Genomic DNA, 16,621 nt, shown 5'->3' on the forward strand with positions numbered 1-16,621 from the left:
GCGGGTGGGCGCCGGGGCGCCCCCCCCCGGGCCGGCGCCCCGGGGGGGGGGGGGGACTCCCCCCTGGGGGGGGGGTTGTTGCGGCCCGTAGACTCCGCGGGGGGGGGGGGGGGGGCCCCCCCCCCCCCGGCCCGGCGCCTCGTGGTCTGGGTCAGAAGCCCTCGACGCCCTGGGCGCGGGCGAGCTGGGCGAACTGGTCCTGGGTCTCCTGCGCGACCTCTTCCGGTGTCATCGTGCCCTGGACCATGTCGGCCAGGGAGATGTACATGTCGGGGTTCGCCACGGCGAGCACCTGCATGGACCCGACCGACTCACCGAGGGACGCGTGCACGTCGAGGAGCGCCTGCGGCACGGAGTCCGGCGTCGGGACGCCGTCCTGCAGCGAGATCGTGTCGCGGTCGGCCACGAAGTCGGCATACCCGTCGCCGAGCCAGTACGTCAGCAGCTGGCGCGCTGCCGCCTCGCGATCGGCGTCACCGGTCTTGAACGCGACGAGGGCGTTCGACTGGTCGGGGATGAACGTCCCGACGTTTCCGGACGGCGAGATGGGGAAGAAGCCGATCTTCTCGTCGAGCTCGGCCGAGTCCGCCTTGGCCTGGAGCTGGCCGAAGAAGGAGGTCACCTGGACCACCATCGCGGCGTCACCCGCCAGCAGGGCGTCCCCCTGGTCCTCGAACGTCGCGGTCTTGATGTCCTCGTTGAAGAGGCCCTCGTCGATCAGCGACTCGTACGTCTCGATGGCCCCGAGGATCGTCGGGTCGGTGAACTTCTCCTCGCCGGTGTTCACGCGCTCCCACAAGCCATCCTTGGCCGCGTCGGCGAGCAGGACGTGGATCCACCACTGCGTGGCCCAGAGGTCCTCGCCCATCTCGTAGAACGGCGTCTGCCCCTCGGCCTTGAGGGCGCGGGCGACCTCGAGGAAGGTGTTCCAGTCGGTGGGGATCTCTGCGATCCCGTGCTCGGCGAACACCTCCTTGTTGTAGTACACGCCCTCGACCGCCGGGCTCGTGATCAGCGCCGCGTACTGGGTGCCGTCCAGGCTGCCGGTGATGTCGGCGAGACCGTCGCTGTACGAGTCGACCCACGGTGCGCCGTCGAGCGGCTGGAGGTTGGTCGGGGCGTTGAGCGCGGTCAGCATCGAGGCGGTCGGCTGCCAGAACGCCAGGTCCGGCATGTCGCCCGTGGCGACCTTGGTCTGAATGCCTTGCTCGTACGGGTCGGGGATCGTGACGACCTCGACCTCGGCACCGGTTAGCTCCTCGAACCCGGCGACGACGGCCTCGGGCACCGTGTTGGAGTTCTGCGCGGCCCAGATCGTGAGCGTGGTCCCGTCCAGGTCCGTGTCCTGGGCGGGCCACGCTGCGGGCTCGCCGCCCGCACCGCCGCCGCCCGCGGTCGGGTCACTGCACCCGGCGGCGAGGAGGCCGACGGCGACGACGGCCGTAGTGATGGTCAGATACTTCTTCATATCGACTCCTTGGGATTGACGCAGTCTTCGCCGACTGCGGGTCGAGCGGGGCCGCTACGGCCCCGACGGTCAGACGAGCCCGGCGTGCCGGACTCTCAGGACGCGGGCCTGTGGGCCCGCGGGGATGCGGAGGTGGACGGGTCCGTCGCCGTCGCGCGTGACGTCCCACCCGTCGTCAGGCGGTCCATAGGCGGTGTCGACCGAGCCCGCGGGAAGGTCGAGGTCGATGGCCGTGGCCTCGGGTCCGCGCCACCAGACGACGACGAGCGACTCGTCGGCGCTGCGCAGGCCGGCGGCCACGAGCGGCGCGCTCCAGGTGGGGAGCCCGAGCGGCCAGAACGGGACGGAGTCGACCAGACGTGGCGTCCATCGCTTGGCCAGCTCGACGCCGCGAGCGACGAGCGCCGACTGCTCGGCCGTCATGTCGTCGAGCCGGCCGGAGAGGTAGAGCCGGCCGGCGAGTCCCGTGCACAGCGTGAAGACGATCTGCTCGTCGCTCATCTCCGGCTGCGGGTAGGCCCAGTTCGCGGCCTGCTCGGGCGCGATAGCGACGAGCGCACCGGCCGCGATCGGCGGGTAGAGCAGGGGGTTCTGCTGGTCCGACGTCGACTGCAGGTCGAGCCGCGACAGCAGCGCGTAGTCGGCGCGCATCGCTCCCGACGCGCAGTTCTCGATCACGAGGTCAGGGTGCCGGGCGAGGACGCCGTCGATCCAGTCGAGGTGCGCCCGGTTCTGCTGGAGCAGGCCGTCGCCCGGGCTGTCGGCGCCCAGGTCCGTGCCGGCGCCGGGCGTGACGTTGTAGTCGAGCTTGAAGTAGCCGACGCCGAAGTCCTCGATCAGGCGATCGACAACCTCGTCGAGGTGCTTGATGACGTCGCGGTGCCGCAGGTCGAGCAGGTACCTGCCGTGCTCCGCGATCCGCGTGCCGTGCCGCTGCAGGAACGCCTCGTCCGGCAACAGGTCCGCCAGCGGGCTGCGCACGCCCACGACCTCCGGCTCGAGCCACAGTCCCGGCACCATGCCGGCCGCGCGGATCGCGTCGACGACGCGTCGCAGACCGCCGTCGGGGAACCGCGAGGTCGAGGGCTCCCAGAGGCCGACAGAGTCCCACCAGTCGCCGCCGTCGTCGTACCAGCCAGCGTCGATGCAGAAGTACTCCGCCCCGGCCCGGGCCGCGGCGTCGACCAGCGGCAGGAGCTTGTCCGTGGTGGGGTCCCCCATGAGCGTGTTCATGTAGTCGTTGAACACGACGCCGGGCCGGCGTGGGTTGCGGCGTGACGCCCGGCGGTGCCGGGTCATCTCGCCCAGAGCCTCCTGCCACCCCGACGCCGCCGCGAGGGAGACCGGGACCGACTCGAACGACTCGCCGACCCCGAGGATGTGGGTCCAGGCGTGGTCGTCGTCGGTGGGGCCGAGCAGGCCGAGGACGAGCAGCTCGTCGCCGTTCGCGTCGAGGCGGACCCCGAGCTCGGCGCGCCAGGCGCCGTTGTGCTCGATCTGCCAGGCCAGGGAGCGGCCGTGCTCCGACGCGACGACGCCGCACGGGTTCCGTCGCCCGGACGACCACGAGCCGGCGCCGACGACGCTGCGGGCCCCGCGCGCGTCCTGGTGCTGGTGAGCGGGCAGGTCGAGCGTGACGAGCCCGTCCTGGCCCGAGAGCGGCGTCCAGGCCCAGCGGTTCTCACCCACCCACTCGCCGTGGCCCTCCAGCGACAGCGTCCCGGCTACCGGCGTCGTGCCGACCGGGCGGCCGATCATCAGCGACGACACCGCCTGGAGCACGACGGGCGCGGACCCGTCGTTGCGGACCGACGTCCACGACTGCAACGAGCTGCCGCCGTCCCGGACCCGCAGGTGAGACGTCACGAGCAGGCCGGTGACCGGGTCGCCCTGGCGCACCTGGACGATCGCGCAGCCGTCCGCCCGCTCCACGTCGTGGCCGAGCACGCGCAGCCGGGCACCGATCGAGGTCGCCGTGTTGCGGGTGTTGGCGCTGGCGTGCCCGTGTCCGACGGCCAGGATCTCCACGAGCGGCTGCGTGGGCGTGCCGGCACCGCCGGTGGACAGACCGGCCGGGGCGTCGTCAGGCAGGACGAGCACCAGCCCGTCGGGGGCCCACAGCGTCACTCGCGTCGCTGCGGGTCGGTCGTTCGCCGTCATCGGCAGGCTCCCTTGCACGGAGCCCATGAAAGCGCATATCAGAAGATGATGCAAGCCTCGGCGGCGAAGCGCTTGGGCCGTGCTGGCAGTTGCCCCGTAACCGCTTTCAGCCACAGCGGGTATCGCCTGAGCCTGCGGTTCCGCTACGGGCGACTGCCTCGTACCTCGGCCCACACCCTGCGCTGCACCTCCGGCTCAGCCGACGTTGTTGATCGGCTGAGCCTGCGGTTCCGCTCCGGGCGAGTGCCTCGTACCTCGGCCCACACCCTGCGCTGCACCTCCGGCTCAGCCGACGTCGGCCACCCTGGCGGCGCGCGGCGCTGCCGACGACCTCAGGATCAGGTCGGGGACGAACCTCACCGACGCCGGGACGGTCCCGCTGTCGATCTGGGTACTGAGCAGGTGGAACGCCTTCTGGCCGAGCCGGACGAAGTCCTGGCGGACCGTGGTCAGGGGCGGTGTCCACAGGTGGCTGAGCGGGTGGTCGTCGAAGCCGATGACGCTCACGTCCTCGGGGACCCGCTTGCCGGCGTCGGTCAGCCCCTTGGTCAGGCCCATGGCGAGCTCGTCGTTGCCGCACAGCACCGCGGTCACCTCGTCCGAGAGCGCGAGCCGCGTACCCGCGTCGTAGCCGGAGTCCGGTGCCCAGTCGGCGTACAGGACCGGCGGGACGACGGCGCCCGCCTCCGTGAGCGCGTCGCGCCAGCCCAGCATGCGGGCGCTCGGGCGGCCGGGCGAAGGGATCGCGACGTGGTAGACGGTGTGGTGGCCGATGTCCAGCAGGTGCCTGGTGGCGCGGGCGGCGGCGGCGCGGTCGTCCATGAACGCGTGCGCGACCTGCTCGTCGGACGGCTTGCCGGAGGCCGCTGCGACGACGGGCAGCCACGGTGGCATCGCCGCGAGCGCGGCCACACCGGGCGGGTCGTACTCCAGGACGATCGCGCCGGCCATCGGCTGGCCGAGCGCATGGTCGATCGCCGCGTCGACGGTCCGCCGGTCGTCGGCATCCACGACCGAGATGACCACCATGTAGCCGGCCTGGCGCGCGGCCTCCTCGATGCCCTGGATCGTCGAGGCGTAGCCGTACCGCGTCGTGTCACCCGCGAACACTGCGATCAGGGGCTGACCGCCGGTCGCCAGAGCCCGGGCCGCCCCGTTCGGCCGGAAGCCGAGCTCCTTGATGGCGGCCATGACCCGGGCCCGGCGCTCCGGGCTGACCGGCACCGAGCCGGTGAGCACGCGCGAGACGGTCGGCACCGAGACGCCGGCGACGCGCGCGACGTCGGCGATGACAGGCGGCTTCATCGGGCGATCGTTTTCCACAGGGCCAGGTTACGCGCTCACCGTGCCGATGCCGGAGTACCCCTTGCCAACCGGGATGATTGACGCTTTCATGTTCCCCGGCACCGTGTCGTCGACACGACAGCCGCCGTCTCTCGTCCGCGCGACGCCGGAAGTCACGCGGCACAGAGGCCGTCCGAGGTCCCGATCCACGAAGGGGTGGAACCCAGGTGAGCATTCCTGATAGCGCAGATCAGACCACAGCCGTGCGGAGGTCGCGCCACCGACGACGGTGGGGCGGAGTCGTGGTGACAGCCCTCGTCGCGGCCACCCTCACGGTCGCACAGCCGGCCGCTGCCGAGACCGACGTCCTCACGGTGGACTTCGGCGCCACGACCGGAGCCTTCCGGGGCGGTGCGACCGGCACCCTCTACGGGTTCGGCGACATCGGTGTCCCGACGTCGGCGCTCGTCAACGGCGCCCACATCACCAACTCGTCCCAGCGTGCCCCGTACGGCACCCAGCACCCCAGCGGTGACTCGCTGCGGATCGAGGACGGGTTCTTCGCCAAGCACGGTACGGAGCTGGCGATCTACATCCAGGACTACTACCCCGACTGGCCGTACAACGGCGGACAGCGCCCGGGGGACACGCGCACCTACAACCAGGCGAACGGCGCCTTCACCAACCAGGCGAACGGCGTGTGGGACTACCTCGAGGTCGTCGAGTTCGTCACCGAAGCGGTGGCCGCGCAGTCCGACCGCCCTCAGTCCTACCTCTTCATCCCGTTCAACGAGCCCGACGGCGGCAACTGGTACCCGAACTGGTCGACCCAGCGCGACCAGTTCAACGCCGACTGGAGCGCGGTCCACGCGAAGATCCAGCAGGTCTGGCAGCGCCACGGCCTCGGGCACGCGCGCATCGGCGGCACCGGCGACACCCGCTGGCAGCCCGCCCGTACGAACGACTTCCTCCGGTACACCCGGGACCAGGGCACCCTGCCGGACGTGTTCATCTGGCACGAGCTCGGCATCGACAACCTCGCCACCTACCGGACGCACTTCGCCGACTACCGCGCGCTCGAGCAGTCGCTGGGCGTCTCGCCCATCCCCGTCAACATCACCGAGTACGGCATGCTGCGCGACATGGGCGTGCCCGGACAGCTCGTCCAGTGGTTCTCCATGTTCGAGGACACGAAGGTCGACGCCCAGACCGCCTACTGGAACTACGCCGGCAACCTCTCCGACAACACCGCCCGTCCGGGCGGCGCCAACGGCGGCTGGTGGATGTTCAAGTGGTACGGCGACCTGGCTGGGTCGCAGACCGTCCGGGTGACACCGCCTCAGCCGAACGCGGTCGACAGCCTCCAGGGCATCGGGGCGATCGACGCGGCCAACCGCCGCGCGACCGTGCTCTACGGCGGCACCGAGGACGACGTCCAGGTCGACCTGCGCGGCCTCTCCTCCGCCGTCTTCGGCACCGCCGTCGACGTCGAGGTCCGCGAGGTCACGCTCACCGGCGCCGAGGGCCTCGCCGCGACTCCGCGCGTCGTCCACGCCCTGGACGGGGTTGCCGTCAGCGGCGGCAACCTGAGCGTCACCGTTCCGACGTACGACCGGTACGCCGCCTATCAGGTGGTGATCACGCCTCAGCAGGATCGAGCGATCACTGTCGATCCGGTGTGGACGACGAGCGTGGAGGCCGAGGCCACCCAGCTCACCGCCGCCACGGCCTACTACCAGAACCCCCAGGCGGGCGGGGGCTGGAAGTTCCTCGCCTCGGGGAGCAACGACGTCGGGTCGTTCAACCAGCCGACGTCCAAGGCGGACTGGACGGTCACCGTTCCCCGCACCGGCACCTACCGGTTCCAGGTCATCGGCTCCGCGCCGGGCAAGCCCGGCAGGCACGCCCTCTTTGTCGACGGCTCCAGCCGGACCACCATCCAGTACACGGCCGACCTTGCGCTCAACGCGACGTCCAAGTGGCAGTACCGCGGCAGCGCCGAGGTCTCGGTGTCGCTCACCGCGGGGACGCACGTCCTGTCCGTCCGGGCGAGCCAGAACGGGACCCAGGTTCTCCCGGGCTCGGACATCACCCTGGACAAGTTCGTCGTCACCGACACCACGACCGGCGAGCCGACGGCGTATCCCGCCAGCACCCTGCGCTACCACGGCGGGGCGGCCCTCGGCTGGCAGTCGGGGACGCGAGGCTTCGGCAGCGTCGCCGGCCAGGCACAACGGGCCGACGCCTACCTCAACGCGATGGAGACCGGCTACTACGACGTCGCGGTGGAGTACTACACGACGGGGGCGTCCGACCTTCGCCTCGACCTCGGTGGCCGCAGCGCCTCGGTGGTCCAGGTCCCGAACGCCGGTCACCGCCGGACCACGGTCCGCGCCCACCTGACGGAAGGGATCAACGAGCTCGAGCTGAGGTCGAACCTCGGGGTCCGCGTGAAGTCGGTGACCGTCACCCGCGCACCTGCGGGAGATGCCTCGGCGTCGACCTTCGAGGGCGAGGCGCTGACGCGCAACGGGAGCGCGGCGGTGGCGAGCGTCGATCCTGCTGCCGGCTCGAACGCCTCCGGCGGCCAGTACGTGGGGTGGGTCGGCAACGGGAGCAACAACTACGTCTCGATCCCCCGTAGCGGCGGGTTCGCCGCTGCCGGCAGCTACAACCTCGTCATCCACTACGCGAACGCCGAGCTGGCGGGTTCGCACGACTACAACCCGCAGGTGGTCGACCGGCAGGTCGTCGTCACCGAGGGCACGGGGGCGACGCCCGTCGGTTCCGCGTTCTTCCGCTACACCTACGCGTGGAACAGCTTCTGGCAGCGGACCGTACCGATCACCCTGACCACGAGCACCGGCGCGATCCGGCTCGGGAACCCCTCCGCATGGGCTCCCGACATCGACAAGGTGACGGTCGCCCCGCTCGTCGCCGGCTCACCGACCACTGTCCAGCTTCCCTAGGTGATCAACGCCGGCCCTCCGGCCGAGGTAGTCGTTCCGTCCGACGGAGCGACTACCTCGGCCGGGGGGCCGGCGTACCAGGCTCCAGCTGCTGCTTCGCCACCTGCACGAACGTGTGCATCAGAGCCCTCGTGGTGTCGCGGGCCTTCTCGACCTCTTCCCTGGACCTCGCGCGGGCGAACAGGTCCATGGCGTCGAACGCCTCAAAGCCGGCCGTGACGACCTCCGGTGCATCGGTGAGCAGCTGAACCCGGAACAAGGCCTCGAGCGCCGCGTCGCGACGACGTCGGGCCTCGCGCTGCAGCTGGTCCAGGTCGGGATCGGCGGCGTCGCGGTGCGTGGTGTACCAACGGTCGAGCTGGCTGCGCCGGTAGTTCGCCAGCGCGCCGCCGAACGAGCTGTAGGCCTCGACGCGCTCCTGCCGGAGCTTCTCACCTCGCGCGAGGTCGTTGGCTTCCTTGACGGCCCGTCGCTGGAACGCGTGGGTGAAAGCTGCGCCCAGGAGCGTTCCGAGGACCGCGACGACGCTGGTGGCGATCAGTTCCATGCCGCAGAGCACAGCACACGGGCGGGCCTGTGACCAGCGCCTACGCCCGCTCGGCCGACGATCGCACCCCACGTCGCCCGTCGGGCGCCCGCCCCCGGACGGGTGATCCTCGTATCGGCAGGCTCGATAGATGAGACAGGCCTTGTCGAAGTGTCCACGTCGTGGATAACCTGCGTCTCGCGAGCCGACTCCGGGTCAAGCCCTGCTTGTTCCCACCGGTCGGCTCGCACCACGAGGAGAAGCCGCCACGACCGGGAGGAAGCCATGCATCACCCGCTCCCCCGTCGAGCCCTCCTCACGGCCACCCCGGCATCTCTGTCGGCGTGCGTGGTCGCCTCCCGCTGTCGATGCTGTCTCTAGAGCGTTCGCGAGACGCCTGACCACCAGCGCGCCTGCGCGCGCCCGTGGCCGCGGCGAACTCACGACGCTCCGGCTCGACTCCAACGCTCCCATCAGGTGCAGCACGCCCGCAGACCGGGCGGGCGCAGACACCACTCCCACCACCACACCGAAGGACACACCATGGCCCGCATCTACGACGACGCGACCAAGCTGATCGGCAACACCCCTCTCGTGAAGCTCAATGCGCTCACGGAGGGCCTGGAGGCCACCGTCGTGGCCAAGCTCGAGTTCTACAACCCGGCCAACTCCGTGAAGGACCGCATCGGCGTGTCGATCATCGACGCGGCCGAGGCGTCCGGTGAGCTCCAGCCGGGCGGCACGATCGTCGAGGGCACGTCGGGCAACACCGGCATCGCCCTGGCCTGGGTGGGCGCGGCACGCGGCTACAACGTCGTGCTCGCCATGCCCGAGACCATGTCCAAGGAGCGCCGCGCGCTGCTGCGCGCGTACGGCGCCGAGCTCGTGCTCACGCCGGGCTCGGAGGGCATGAAGGGCGCCGTCGCGGCCGCGGAGCGCATCGCGGCGGAGCGGCCGGGCGCGGTCCTGGCCCGCCAGTTCGCCAACGAGGCCAACCCCGCGATCCACCGGAAGACCACCGCCGAGGAGATCTGGGCCGACACCGACGGCACGGTCGACATCGTCGTGTCCGGCATCGGCACCGGCGGCACCATCACGGGCGTCGGCCAGGTGCTCAAGGAGCGCAACCCCGGCATCAAGATCGTGGCCGTCGAGCCGCAGGAGTCGCCGATCCTCAACGGCGGCGCGCCCGGCCCGCACAAGATCCAGGGCATCGGCCCGAACTTCGTCCCGGAGATCCTCGACACCAAGATCTACGACGAGGTCGTCGACATCTCCGCCGAGACCGCCCTCGAGGTCGCGCGCCGCACCGCCAAGGAGGAGGGCCTCCTGGTCGGCATCTCCTCGGGCGCGGCCATCGCCGCCGCCCTCGAGATCGGCAAGCGGCCCGAGAGCGCGGGCAAGCTGATCGTCGTCATCGTGCCCGACTTCGGTGAGCGCTACCTGTCCACCATTCTTTTCGAGGGCCTCCTCGACTGATGACGCTGCCGGCCCGGGCCCGCGCGTTCCTGCAGCTCCTCCGTGAGGACCAGCTGGGCGCGCGGGGCCCCCACCCCGCCCCGCGGTCGCTCCTCGAGGTCGCCCTCGCCTACCCGGGGGTGCACGCGGTGTGGACGCACCGGGTGGTGCACCGGATGTGGCGGCACCCGGCGCTGCGGCTGCCGGCGCGGCTGCTCTCCCAGCTGTCGCGCGCCGCGACCGGGATCGAGATCCACCCCGGCGCCCGGATCGGCCATCGCCTCTTCATCGACCACGGCATGGGCGTGGTGATCGGCGAGACCACCGTCGTGGGCGACGACGTCATGCTCTTCCACGGCGTGACGCTCGGCGGCCGCTCGATGCGCCGGGGCAAGCGGCACCCCACCCTCGGCGACCGCGTCATGGTCGGCGCGGGCGCGAAGGTTCTCGGCCCGGTCTGGATCGGCGACGACGCGCAGGTCGGCGCGAACGCCGTCGTCGTCAAGGACGTCCCTCCCGGAGCGGTCGCCGTCGGCGTGCCGGCGCGCATCCGCATCCCGGAGGCGCACCCGCACCCGCGCCCCGCCATCGAGGACCCGTCGCAGCTCATCGAGTACGTGATCTGAGGCGCTCGGCAGAGGTCTGGCGTGGGGGGGGGGGGGGGGGGGGGGGGGGCGGGGGGGGGGGGCCGGGGGGCGGCGCCGCCCGGGGTGCGGGTGCGGGCTGGGGGGGCCCCTCACCGGGGTCCCCCTTTGCCCCCACAGAGTGAGCGGCCTCCGACGCTTCGCTTCGCCCCGGCGGTCCGCCCGACAGCTGCCCCTCGCCTCTCCCGCGAGGGGGCGGGCTGCGTCGGGCACCCGATAGGGTGTGCACGGTGTTACCCGGGACCGTGCGTCCCGGGTAACAGGACGCGACCGCTCGACGACGAGGACAACCATGCGCATCGGCATCCAGACCGGCTACTGGTCCCGCAGGCCCCCGAAGGGCATCCAGCAGGCGCTCGTCGCCGCCGAGGCCCTCGGCCTCGACTCGGTGTGGACCGCAGAGGCCTACGGCTCCGACGCGTTCACGCCGCTGGCCTGGTGGGGCTCACGCACCCGCCGCGTGCGGCTCGGCACCGGCATCGCCCAGATGGCGGCCCGCACGCCCACCGCCACCGCGATGCAGGCGATCACCATGGACCACCTGTCGAAGGGCCGGTTCGTGCTGGGGCTCGGGGCGTCTGGCCCGCAGGTCGTCGAGGGCTGGTACGGCCAGCCCTACCGCAAGCCGCTGGCGCGCACACGCGAGTACGTGGACATCCTGCGCGAGGTCTTCGCCCGCGAGCGCCCCGTCGCGTACGACGGCGAGTTCTACCAGCTCCCGCTGCCGGCCGACGCGCCCGGCGCCATGGGCCTCGGCAAGGCGCTCAAGCCGACCGTGCACCCGTTCCGGAAGGAGATCCCGGTCGTGCTCGCCGCCCAGGGGCCGAAGAACGTGGCTCTCGCGGCCGAGATCGCCGACGGGTGGATGGCCGGCTTCTACGCCCCGCGCATGGACGCCGAGTTCCGGGCTCTGCTCGACGAGGGGTTCGCGGCACGCTCGGAGGAGCGTTCCCCCGCGAGCGGGTTCGAGGTCCTGGCGACGGTGCCCGTCGTCGTGCGGGACGACGTCGAGGCCGCCGCGGACGTGATCCGGCCCCACATCGCGCTGTACGCGGGCGGAATGGGGTCCAAGGAGGCGAACTTCCACAAGGCGTCGCTCGACCGGCTCGGCTACCAGGACGCGATGGACGAGGTCCAGGCGCTGTACCTGGCGGGCCGCAAGGACGAGGCCGCGGCGGCAGTTCCGACGGCGCTCGTCGAGGAGATCGCGCTCGTCGGGCCGGCGTCGAAGGTGCGCCGCGACCTGGAGCGGTGGGAGTCGACCGCCCTGACGACGCTGCTCGTCCAGGGCGACCCGGCCTCGATGCTGGCGGTGCTCGCGGCGGCGCAGGACCGCACCCCCGCCGGACGCGTGCGGTCGGCGGCGGGGGCGGCCCTGGCGCGGATCGCGCCGCGCAAGGTCTAGCTCAGCCGGGCGCCCACCCGGGCCGCGCGGAGTGCGTGCCACAACAGCCAGCCGATCATCCAGAACTCGCCGACGGTCGCAAGGTACGGGAGCAGCTCAGCCGCCGGTGCGGCGGCGGGTGCCAGGTAGGTGACGAAGCCGCTGACGATGTACCCGACGCCGCCGGCCACCAGGATCCAGCCGAGCGCGCGCGGCATGCCCGATCGCAGCGCGAGGACGCCCATCGGGATGAGCCACAGCCCGAAGAAGAGCGTGGCGACGTCCCAGAAGCTGCCGCTGAGGACCCACAGGAGCTGGACCGAGCCGGCGGCGCCACCAGCCCCGCCTCCGGCCGCGTCACCGGTGAACGGCGGCGCGAGGGCGGTGTCCAGCGCCGCGCCGAGGCAGGCAGCACTCGCCAGGATCGCGACCGCGTTGACCAGCCCGAAGGCGGCCAGCGAGCCCGCCGCGAACGCGTCGACGCCACGGAACAGCCTGTAGAACCACAGGGCGACGAGCGCCTGGACGACGACGAGCGTGAGCTCCAGGCCGATCCCCAGGCGTGCGAGGGCCTCGTTCTCGACGATGTGGGCGAGGGTCGACGCCGGGCTGTCAGGGTCGAACAGCATCGGGCGGATGACGAGGAACCCCGGTATCGCGACGAGGGCCATCGCGAGGTAGAGCAGCCCGGTGGTGCGTGCCGTGCGTGGGTGGAGCGAGTTCATGGGGGTCCTCTCGGTTCAACCTTACGTTGTAAGGCGACCTTACGACGTAAAGTGGCCCACGGGAAGGGATGGACCGGATGACGAACATCGAGTCGATGAGGGCGACGCGGGCGCCGCTGACCCGCGAGCGCGTCCTGGCGGCAGCGGTCGCGCTGGCCGACGCCGAGGGGATCGCCGCCGTGACGATGCGGCGCGTCGCTGGCGAGCTCGGCGTCGAGGCGATGTCGCTCTACCACCACCTGCCCGGCAAGGCGGACCTGCTCGACGGGCTGGTCGACGTCGTCGCGGCCGAGGTGGCGACGGAGATCGCAGGGCGCGACCTGCCTGCCGAGGACTGGCGCGCGGAGGTCAGCGCCCGCTGCCTCACGGCGCGCACGGTCATGCTGCGCCACCCCTGGGCGCCGGGGCTGATGGGCTCGCGCTCGACCGTCCCGCCGGTCGTGTACGGCCTCTACGAGGGCGTCGTCGGGGCGATGGTCCGTGGCGGACTCTCGTACCGCCTGGCCCACCGAGCGCTCCACGCGCTCGGCAGCATGGTGCTGGGCTTCACGCAGGAGGTCTTCCGCCCGGCCGAGGCGGGAGGGAGCCTCGAGCCCGAGCTCGCCGAGGCCGGGCTCGCCGCGATCGTCGATGCGCTGCCGTACACGGCGGCGATGATCACGACCGAGATGCACGACGCCACCGACCCGGTTCTCGGCTGGTGCGACAGCCAGACCGAGTTCGAGTTCACGCTCGACCTCCTGCTGGACGGCCTGGAGCGCGCCCGCGCCTGACCCGGATCAGGTCTGGTCCGGGAACCAGACCGCTCGGCGCAGGTCGACCCGGCGGCCGTCGCGCGAGAGCGGGCAGCCCTCGGCGCGCAGCGCGTCGAGGGCCTCGGTGAGGTGGTGCGCGGGCGGCGACCCCGCCGCGTTGACGACGCGCCACCACGGGAGGTCGCCGTCGGAGGCGAGGTGGGCGTACCGGTCGCCGGAGCCCGCGAGGACCGCCCCGACCTGGCGGGGGCCGCCGCGGTGCAGCGTCTCGGCCACGATCTCCGCGACCAGCCCGTACGTCATCGCGCGGGCGGGCGGGATCCTGCGCACGAGGTCGAGGACGGCGGTGACGTACTCCTCGGCGTCGGACAGCTCAGGGGCCACCCGGGCATCGTAGCCACGGCCGATATCTGGTGGCGCGGACGTGGTGCCGGGGCGACGATCGACCCCATGACGCTCCCCGACGGCTACCGCTTCCGCCCGCTCACCGAGGACGACCGGCGGCTCGTCGTCGAGCTCGACGCGTGGGCGTTCCCCACGTCCTCCGAGACCGACGACGTCCTGGGCGTCCCGTCCCCGCTGAGCTGGGACCGCACGACCGGCATCGAGGCGGACGGGTTCGACGGCCTGGCGGCGCTCCATGCGTCCTACCCGTTCACCGGGTTCCAGGTGCCGGGCGGCACGCTCCCGACGGCGGGGCTCACCTGGGTGGGCGTGCACCCGCAGCACCGCCGTCGTGGGCTGCTCAGCGCGATGATCGACCAGCACCTCGCCGACTGCATGGACCGGGGCGAGCCGCTCTCGGCGCTGTTCGCCGCGGAGGCCGCCATCTACGGCCGGTTCGGGTACGGCCGCGCCGCGGACGACCTGCGCCTGCAGATCCCGCGCGGCGCCGAGCTGCGCCACGTCCCCGGCGCGGAGCGGCACACGGTGCGGATCGAGGCGGCGTCGCGCGACCGGCACGGGGCCCTGGTCGACGCCCTGCACCGTGCGGCGGGTGTGGCCCCCACGGGCGCGCCGGGCCTCAACCGCCCCGGGTGGGCCGAGCGGGAGACGGAGGAGCTGCAGGCGTCGTACTGGGCCGACCCGCCGATGTACCGGGGCGGCCGGGAGCCGCGGCGCATCGCCGTCGTCGAGCTCGACGGCGAGCCGCGCGGGTACGCGACGTTCCGGCGCAAGCACGCCTGGGAGAACGCGGGGCCGCGCGGCACCGTGCTCGTCGGCGAGGCGGTCGCCCTCGACGGAGCGGCTGCGCGCACCCTGTGGGGCGTGCTCGTGGACCTGGACCTCATGGCCGAGGTCACGATCGCCTTCCTCCCGGTGGACGACCCGGTCCAGCACCTCCTCCTCGACCCGCGGGCCGCACTCCCGCGCACACCCGACAACGTCTGGGTGCGGATCGTCGACGTCCCTGCCGCCCTCGCCGGCCGCACCTACGCGGCGGACGTCGACGTCACGATCGCCGTGACGGACATGCGCCTGCCGGGCAACGCCGGCACGTGGCGGCTGCAGGCGACGGCCTGGGGCCCGGCGAAGGCCGAGCGCGTCTTCGAGGACCCCGCGATCTCCCTCGACGTGCGCGAGCTCGGCGCCGCCTACCTCGGCGGGATGACGCTCGCCTCCCTCGCGGCCGCCGGCCTGGTCGCCGAGCACACGCCCGGCGCGCTCGCGCGTGCGAGCGCCGCCTTCGCGTGGCCGGTCAAGCCCGTCTGCAGCTGGGTCTTCTGAGCGCGGGCTTCCGACGGCGGCCCGGCTGCGTCCGCCCTACACCTGGCAGGTGCCGCACCAGAACAGGTTGCGTCCCGCGAGCTCCTTGACCAGCACGGGCGAGCCGCACACCCGGCACGGCAGCCCGTCGCGGTGGTAGACGTAGAACGCGTCGTCGGCCGGGACGGAGCCGGGCTCGCCGTCGGTGTTCTGGCGGGTTCGACCGCCCCGCACGGCCGTGGCCGGCGACGCCGCGTCCCGGTGCTCCGGCCGGGTCGTGACGATCGCCCCCGTGCGGGCGCCGTCGCGCATGAGCACGACGAGGTCGTCCCACAGCGCGCGGACCGCGGCCGCCGGGACGTCGCGGCCGGCTCGCAGCGGGTCGAGGCCTGCGCGATGGAGCGCCTCGGCGCGGTAGATGTTGCCCACCCCGGCGACGACGGCCTGGTCCATCAGCAGCTGCCCGATCGTGACGCGGGACCGGCCGACGGCGGCGGCGAAACGCGCTGCGCCCTGAGGGGTTCCGCCGGCGTCAGGACCGGGGTCGGCGCGGATCGGGTCCGGGCCGAGGCGCTCCTCGACCGCCACCTTCTCCGCCCCGGTGATCACCTCGCAGGCAGCGGGGCCGGTGAGGTCAGCGGCGGCGTGGTCGCCGAGCAGGCGCACGCGCACGGCACCCCGCGGCGCCGGCGGTTCCCACTCCGCGACCCCGCGCGACGCGAGGGAGGGAGAGGTGCCAGGAGCGCCCGGGGCGACCCGTTCGTCGGGCAGCACCGTCTCCCGCTCGCCGATCCGGCGCCGCGGGGCGCCGATGGCGTGCGCGACCGGCGCGGAGCCGTCACCGGAGAACGTCCACGCCCCGTAGAGGCCGAGGTGGGTGCGCAGCCAGACGACGTCGTCCTGGTCTCCCCCGAAGCCGAGGAAGAGCTGCTTGCCCCAGGCCTCGGACGCGACGAGCACGCGCCCGCTCAGCAGCGCGGCCCCGTCGGAGAACCGGCCCTGCGGGCTGGACACGGCCAGGGTCTGGCCGTCGAAGAGCGTGGAGAGGGTCCGCGCGAGGCGGTGGACGGTGTGTCCCTCAGGCACGCGACTTCTCGTAGGCGGCGAGCTGGTCGATGCGGCGCTGGTGGCGCGGGTCGCCGGAGAACGGCTCGGCGACGAACGCGTCGACGAACGACGTCGCCTCCTCGACCGTGTGCATGCGCCCGCCCACGGCGATGACGTTGGCGTCGTTGTGCTGGCGGCCGAGGCGCGCGGTCTCGAGGGACCAGGCAAGGACTGCCCGCACGCCGGCGACCTTGTTCGCCGCGATCTGCTCGCCGTTGCCCGAGCCACCGATCACGATGCCGAGCGACCCCGGTTCGGCAACGACCGCCTCGCCGGCCTCGAGGCAGAACGAGGGGTAGTCGTCGAGCGGGTCGTAGTCGTGGGCACCGTGGTCCACGACGTCGTGCCCGTCGGCGATCAGGTGCTTCACCAGGTGGGTCTTGAGCTCGTACCCGGCGTGGTCGGCGGCGATGTGCAGGCGCATGGCGCCATCT

Annotated in this window: 14 protein-coding genes; 6 read left to right on the top strand and 8 right to left on the bottom strand. The window is 72.6% G+C overall.

The features are described 5' to 3' along the window. Positions 1-151: 151 nt before the first annotated feature. The 3 genes from L1785_RS01765 to L1785_RS01775 form a co-directional block, all read right to left on the bottom strand. On the bottom strand, positions 152-1,468 hold the full coding sequence (locus L1785_RS01765; RefSeq protein ID WP_236087413.1) for an ABC transporter substrate-binding protein: 1,317 nt from the start codon (positions 1,466-1,468) through the stop codon (positions 152-154). 69 nt (positions 1,469-1,537) lie between these two features. After that, the gene (locus tag L1785_RS01770) at positions 1,538-3,628 is read right to left on the bottom strand and encodes a glycoside hydrolase family 36 protein (RefSeq protein ID WP_236087414.1); all 2,091 of its coding nucleotides are present in this window, start codon (positions 3,626-3,628) and stop codon (positions 1,538-1,540) included. A gap of 285 nt (positions 3,629-3,913) precedes the next feature. After that, the gene (locus tag L1785_RS01775; protein ID WP_236087415.1) at positions 3,914-4,933 is read right to left on the bottom strand and encodes a LacI family DNA-binding transcriptional regulator; all 1,020 of its coding nucleotides are present in this window, start codon (positions 4,931-4,933) and stop codon (positions 3,914-3,916) included. Positions 4,934-5,217: 284 nt separating this feature from the next. Between L1785_RS01775 and L1785_RS01780 the strand changes: the two genes are divergently transcribed. Then, positions 5,218-7,881 carry a carbohydrate-binding protein gene (locus tag L1785_RS01780; RefSeq protein ID WP_236087416.1) on the top strand — a complete coding sequence of 888 codons (2,664 nt, stop codon included), beginning with the start codon at positions 5,218-5,220 and terminating at the stop codon, positions 7,879-7,881. Positions 7,882-7,933: 52 nt separating this feature from the next. Here the strand turns inward: L1785_RS01780 and kilB are convergent, their stop codons facing one another. Continuing rightward, on the bottom strand, positions 7,934-8,428 hold the full coding sequence (gene kilB / locus L1785_RS01785) for a plasmid transfer protein KilB (RefSeq protein WP_236087417.1): 495 nt from the start codon (positions 8,426-8,428) through the stop codon (positions 7,934-7,936). A 522-nt stretch (positions 8,429-8,950) separates the two neighbouring features. Between kilB and cysK the strand changes: the two genes are divergently transcribed. The 3 genes from cysK to L1785_RS01800 all read left to right on the top strand — a co-directional run bounded on the left by cysK (position 8,951) and on the right by L1785_RS01800 (position 11,914). Then, a complete protein-coding gene (gene cysK / locus L1785_RS01790; RefSeq protein ID WP_236087418.1) occupies positions 8,951-9,886 on the top strand; it encodes a cysteine synthase A in 936 nt (311 codons plus the stop codon). Continuing rightward, a complete protein-coding gene (gene epsC, locus L1785_RS01795) occupies positions 9,886-10,491 on the top strand; it encodes a serine O-acetyltransferase EpsC (protein ID WP_236087419.1) in 606 nt (201 codons plus the stop codon). The genes cysK and epsC overlap by 1 nt, the downstream gene beginning before the upstream one ends. 310 nt (positions 10,492-10,801) lie before the next feature. Further along, positions 10,802-11,914: an LLM class F420-dependent oxidoreductase gene (locus L1785_RS01800; RefSeq protein ID WP_236087420.1), complete on the top strand. Its 1,113-nt coding sequence runs from the start codon at positions 10,802-10,804 to the stop codon at positions 11,912-11,914. Here L1785_RS01800 and L1785_RS01805 read toward each other — a convergent pair. After that, the gene (locus L1785_RS01805; RefSeq protein ID WP_236087421.1) at positions 11,911-12,618 is read right to left on the bottom strand and encodes a DUF4386 domain-containing protein; all 708 of its coding nucleotides are present in this window, start codon (positions 12,616-12,618) and stop codon (positions 11,911-11,913) included. The genes L1785_RS01800 and L1785_RS01805 overlap by 4 nt on opposite strands. 77 nt (positions 12,619-12,695) lie before the next feature. Between L1785_RS01805 and L1785_RS01810 the strand changes: the two genes are divergently transcribed. Further along, on the top strand, positions 12,696-13,391 hold the full coding sequence (locus tag L1785_RS01810) for a TetR/AcrR family transcriptional regulator C-terminal domain-containing protein (RefSeq protein WP_236087422.1): 696 nt from the start codon (positions 12,696-12,698) through the stop codon (positions 13,389-13,391). Positions 13,392-13,397: 6 nt separating this feature from the next. On the opposite strand, the gene L1785_RS01815 is transcribed toward L1785_RS01810, so the two are convergent. Beyond that, positions 13,398-13,757 (bottom strand): MGMT family protein, encoded by a 360-nt coding sequence (locus L1785_RS01815; RefSeq protein ID WP_308113228.1) that lies wholly within the window; start codon positions 13,755-13,757, stop codon positions 13,398-13,400. Between the two features lie 66 nt (positions 13,758-13,823). On the opposite strand from L1785_RS01815, the gene L1785_RS01820 reads away from it, so the two are divergent. Beyond that, complete coding sequence (locus L1785_RS01820; protein WP_236087423.1) at positions 13,824-15,101, top strand: GNAT family N-acetyltransferase; 1,278 nt, start codon at positions 13,824-13,826, stop codon at positions 15,099-15,101. Between the two features lie 36 nt (positions 15,102-15,137). On the opposite strand, the gene L1785_RS01825 is transcribed toward L1785_RS01820, so the two are convergent. Further along, positions 15,138-16,166: an Fpg/Nei family DNA glycosylase gene (locus L1785_RS01825; protein WP_236087424.1), complete on the bottom strand. Its 1,029-nt coding sequence runs from the start codon at positions 16,164-16,166 to the stop codon at positions 15,138-15,140. Further along, positions 16,159-16,611, bottom strand: a complete 453-nt coding sequence (locus tag L1785_RS01830) for a ribose-5-phosphate isomerase (protein ID WP_236087425.1) — start codon at positions 16,609-16,611, stop codon at positions 16,159-16,161. Before L1785_RS01830 ends, L1785_RS01825 begins: the two co-directional genes overlap by 8 nt. Between the last annotated feature and the right edge of the window lie 10 nt (positions 16,612-16,621).

Origin of the sequence: Antribacter soli (assembly GCF_021568775.1) — a bacterium.
GTDB lineage: Bacteria > Actinomycetota > Actinomycetes > Actinomycetales > Cellulomonadaceae > Antribacter > Antribacter soli.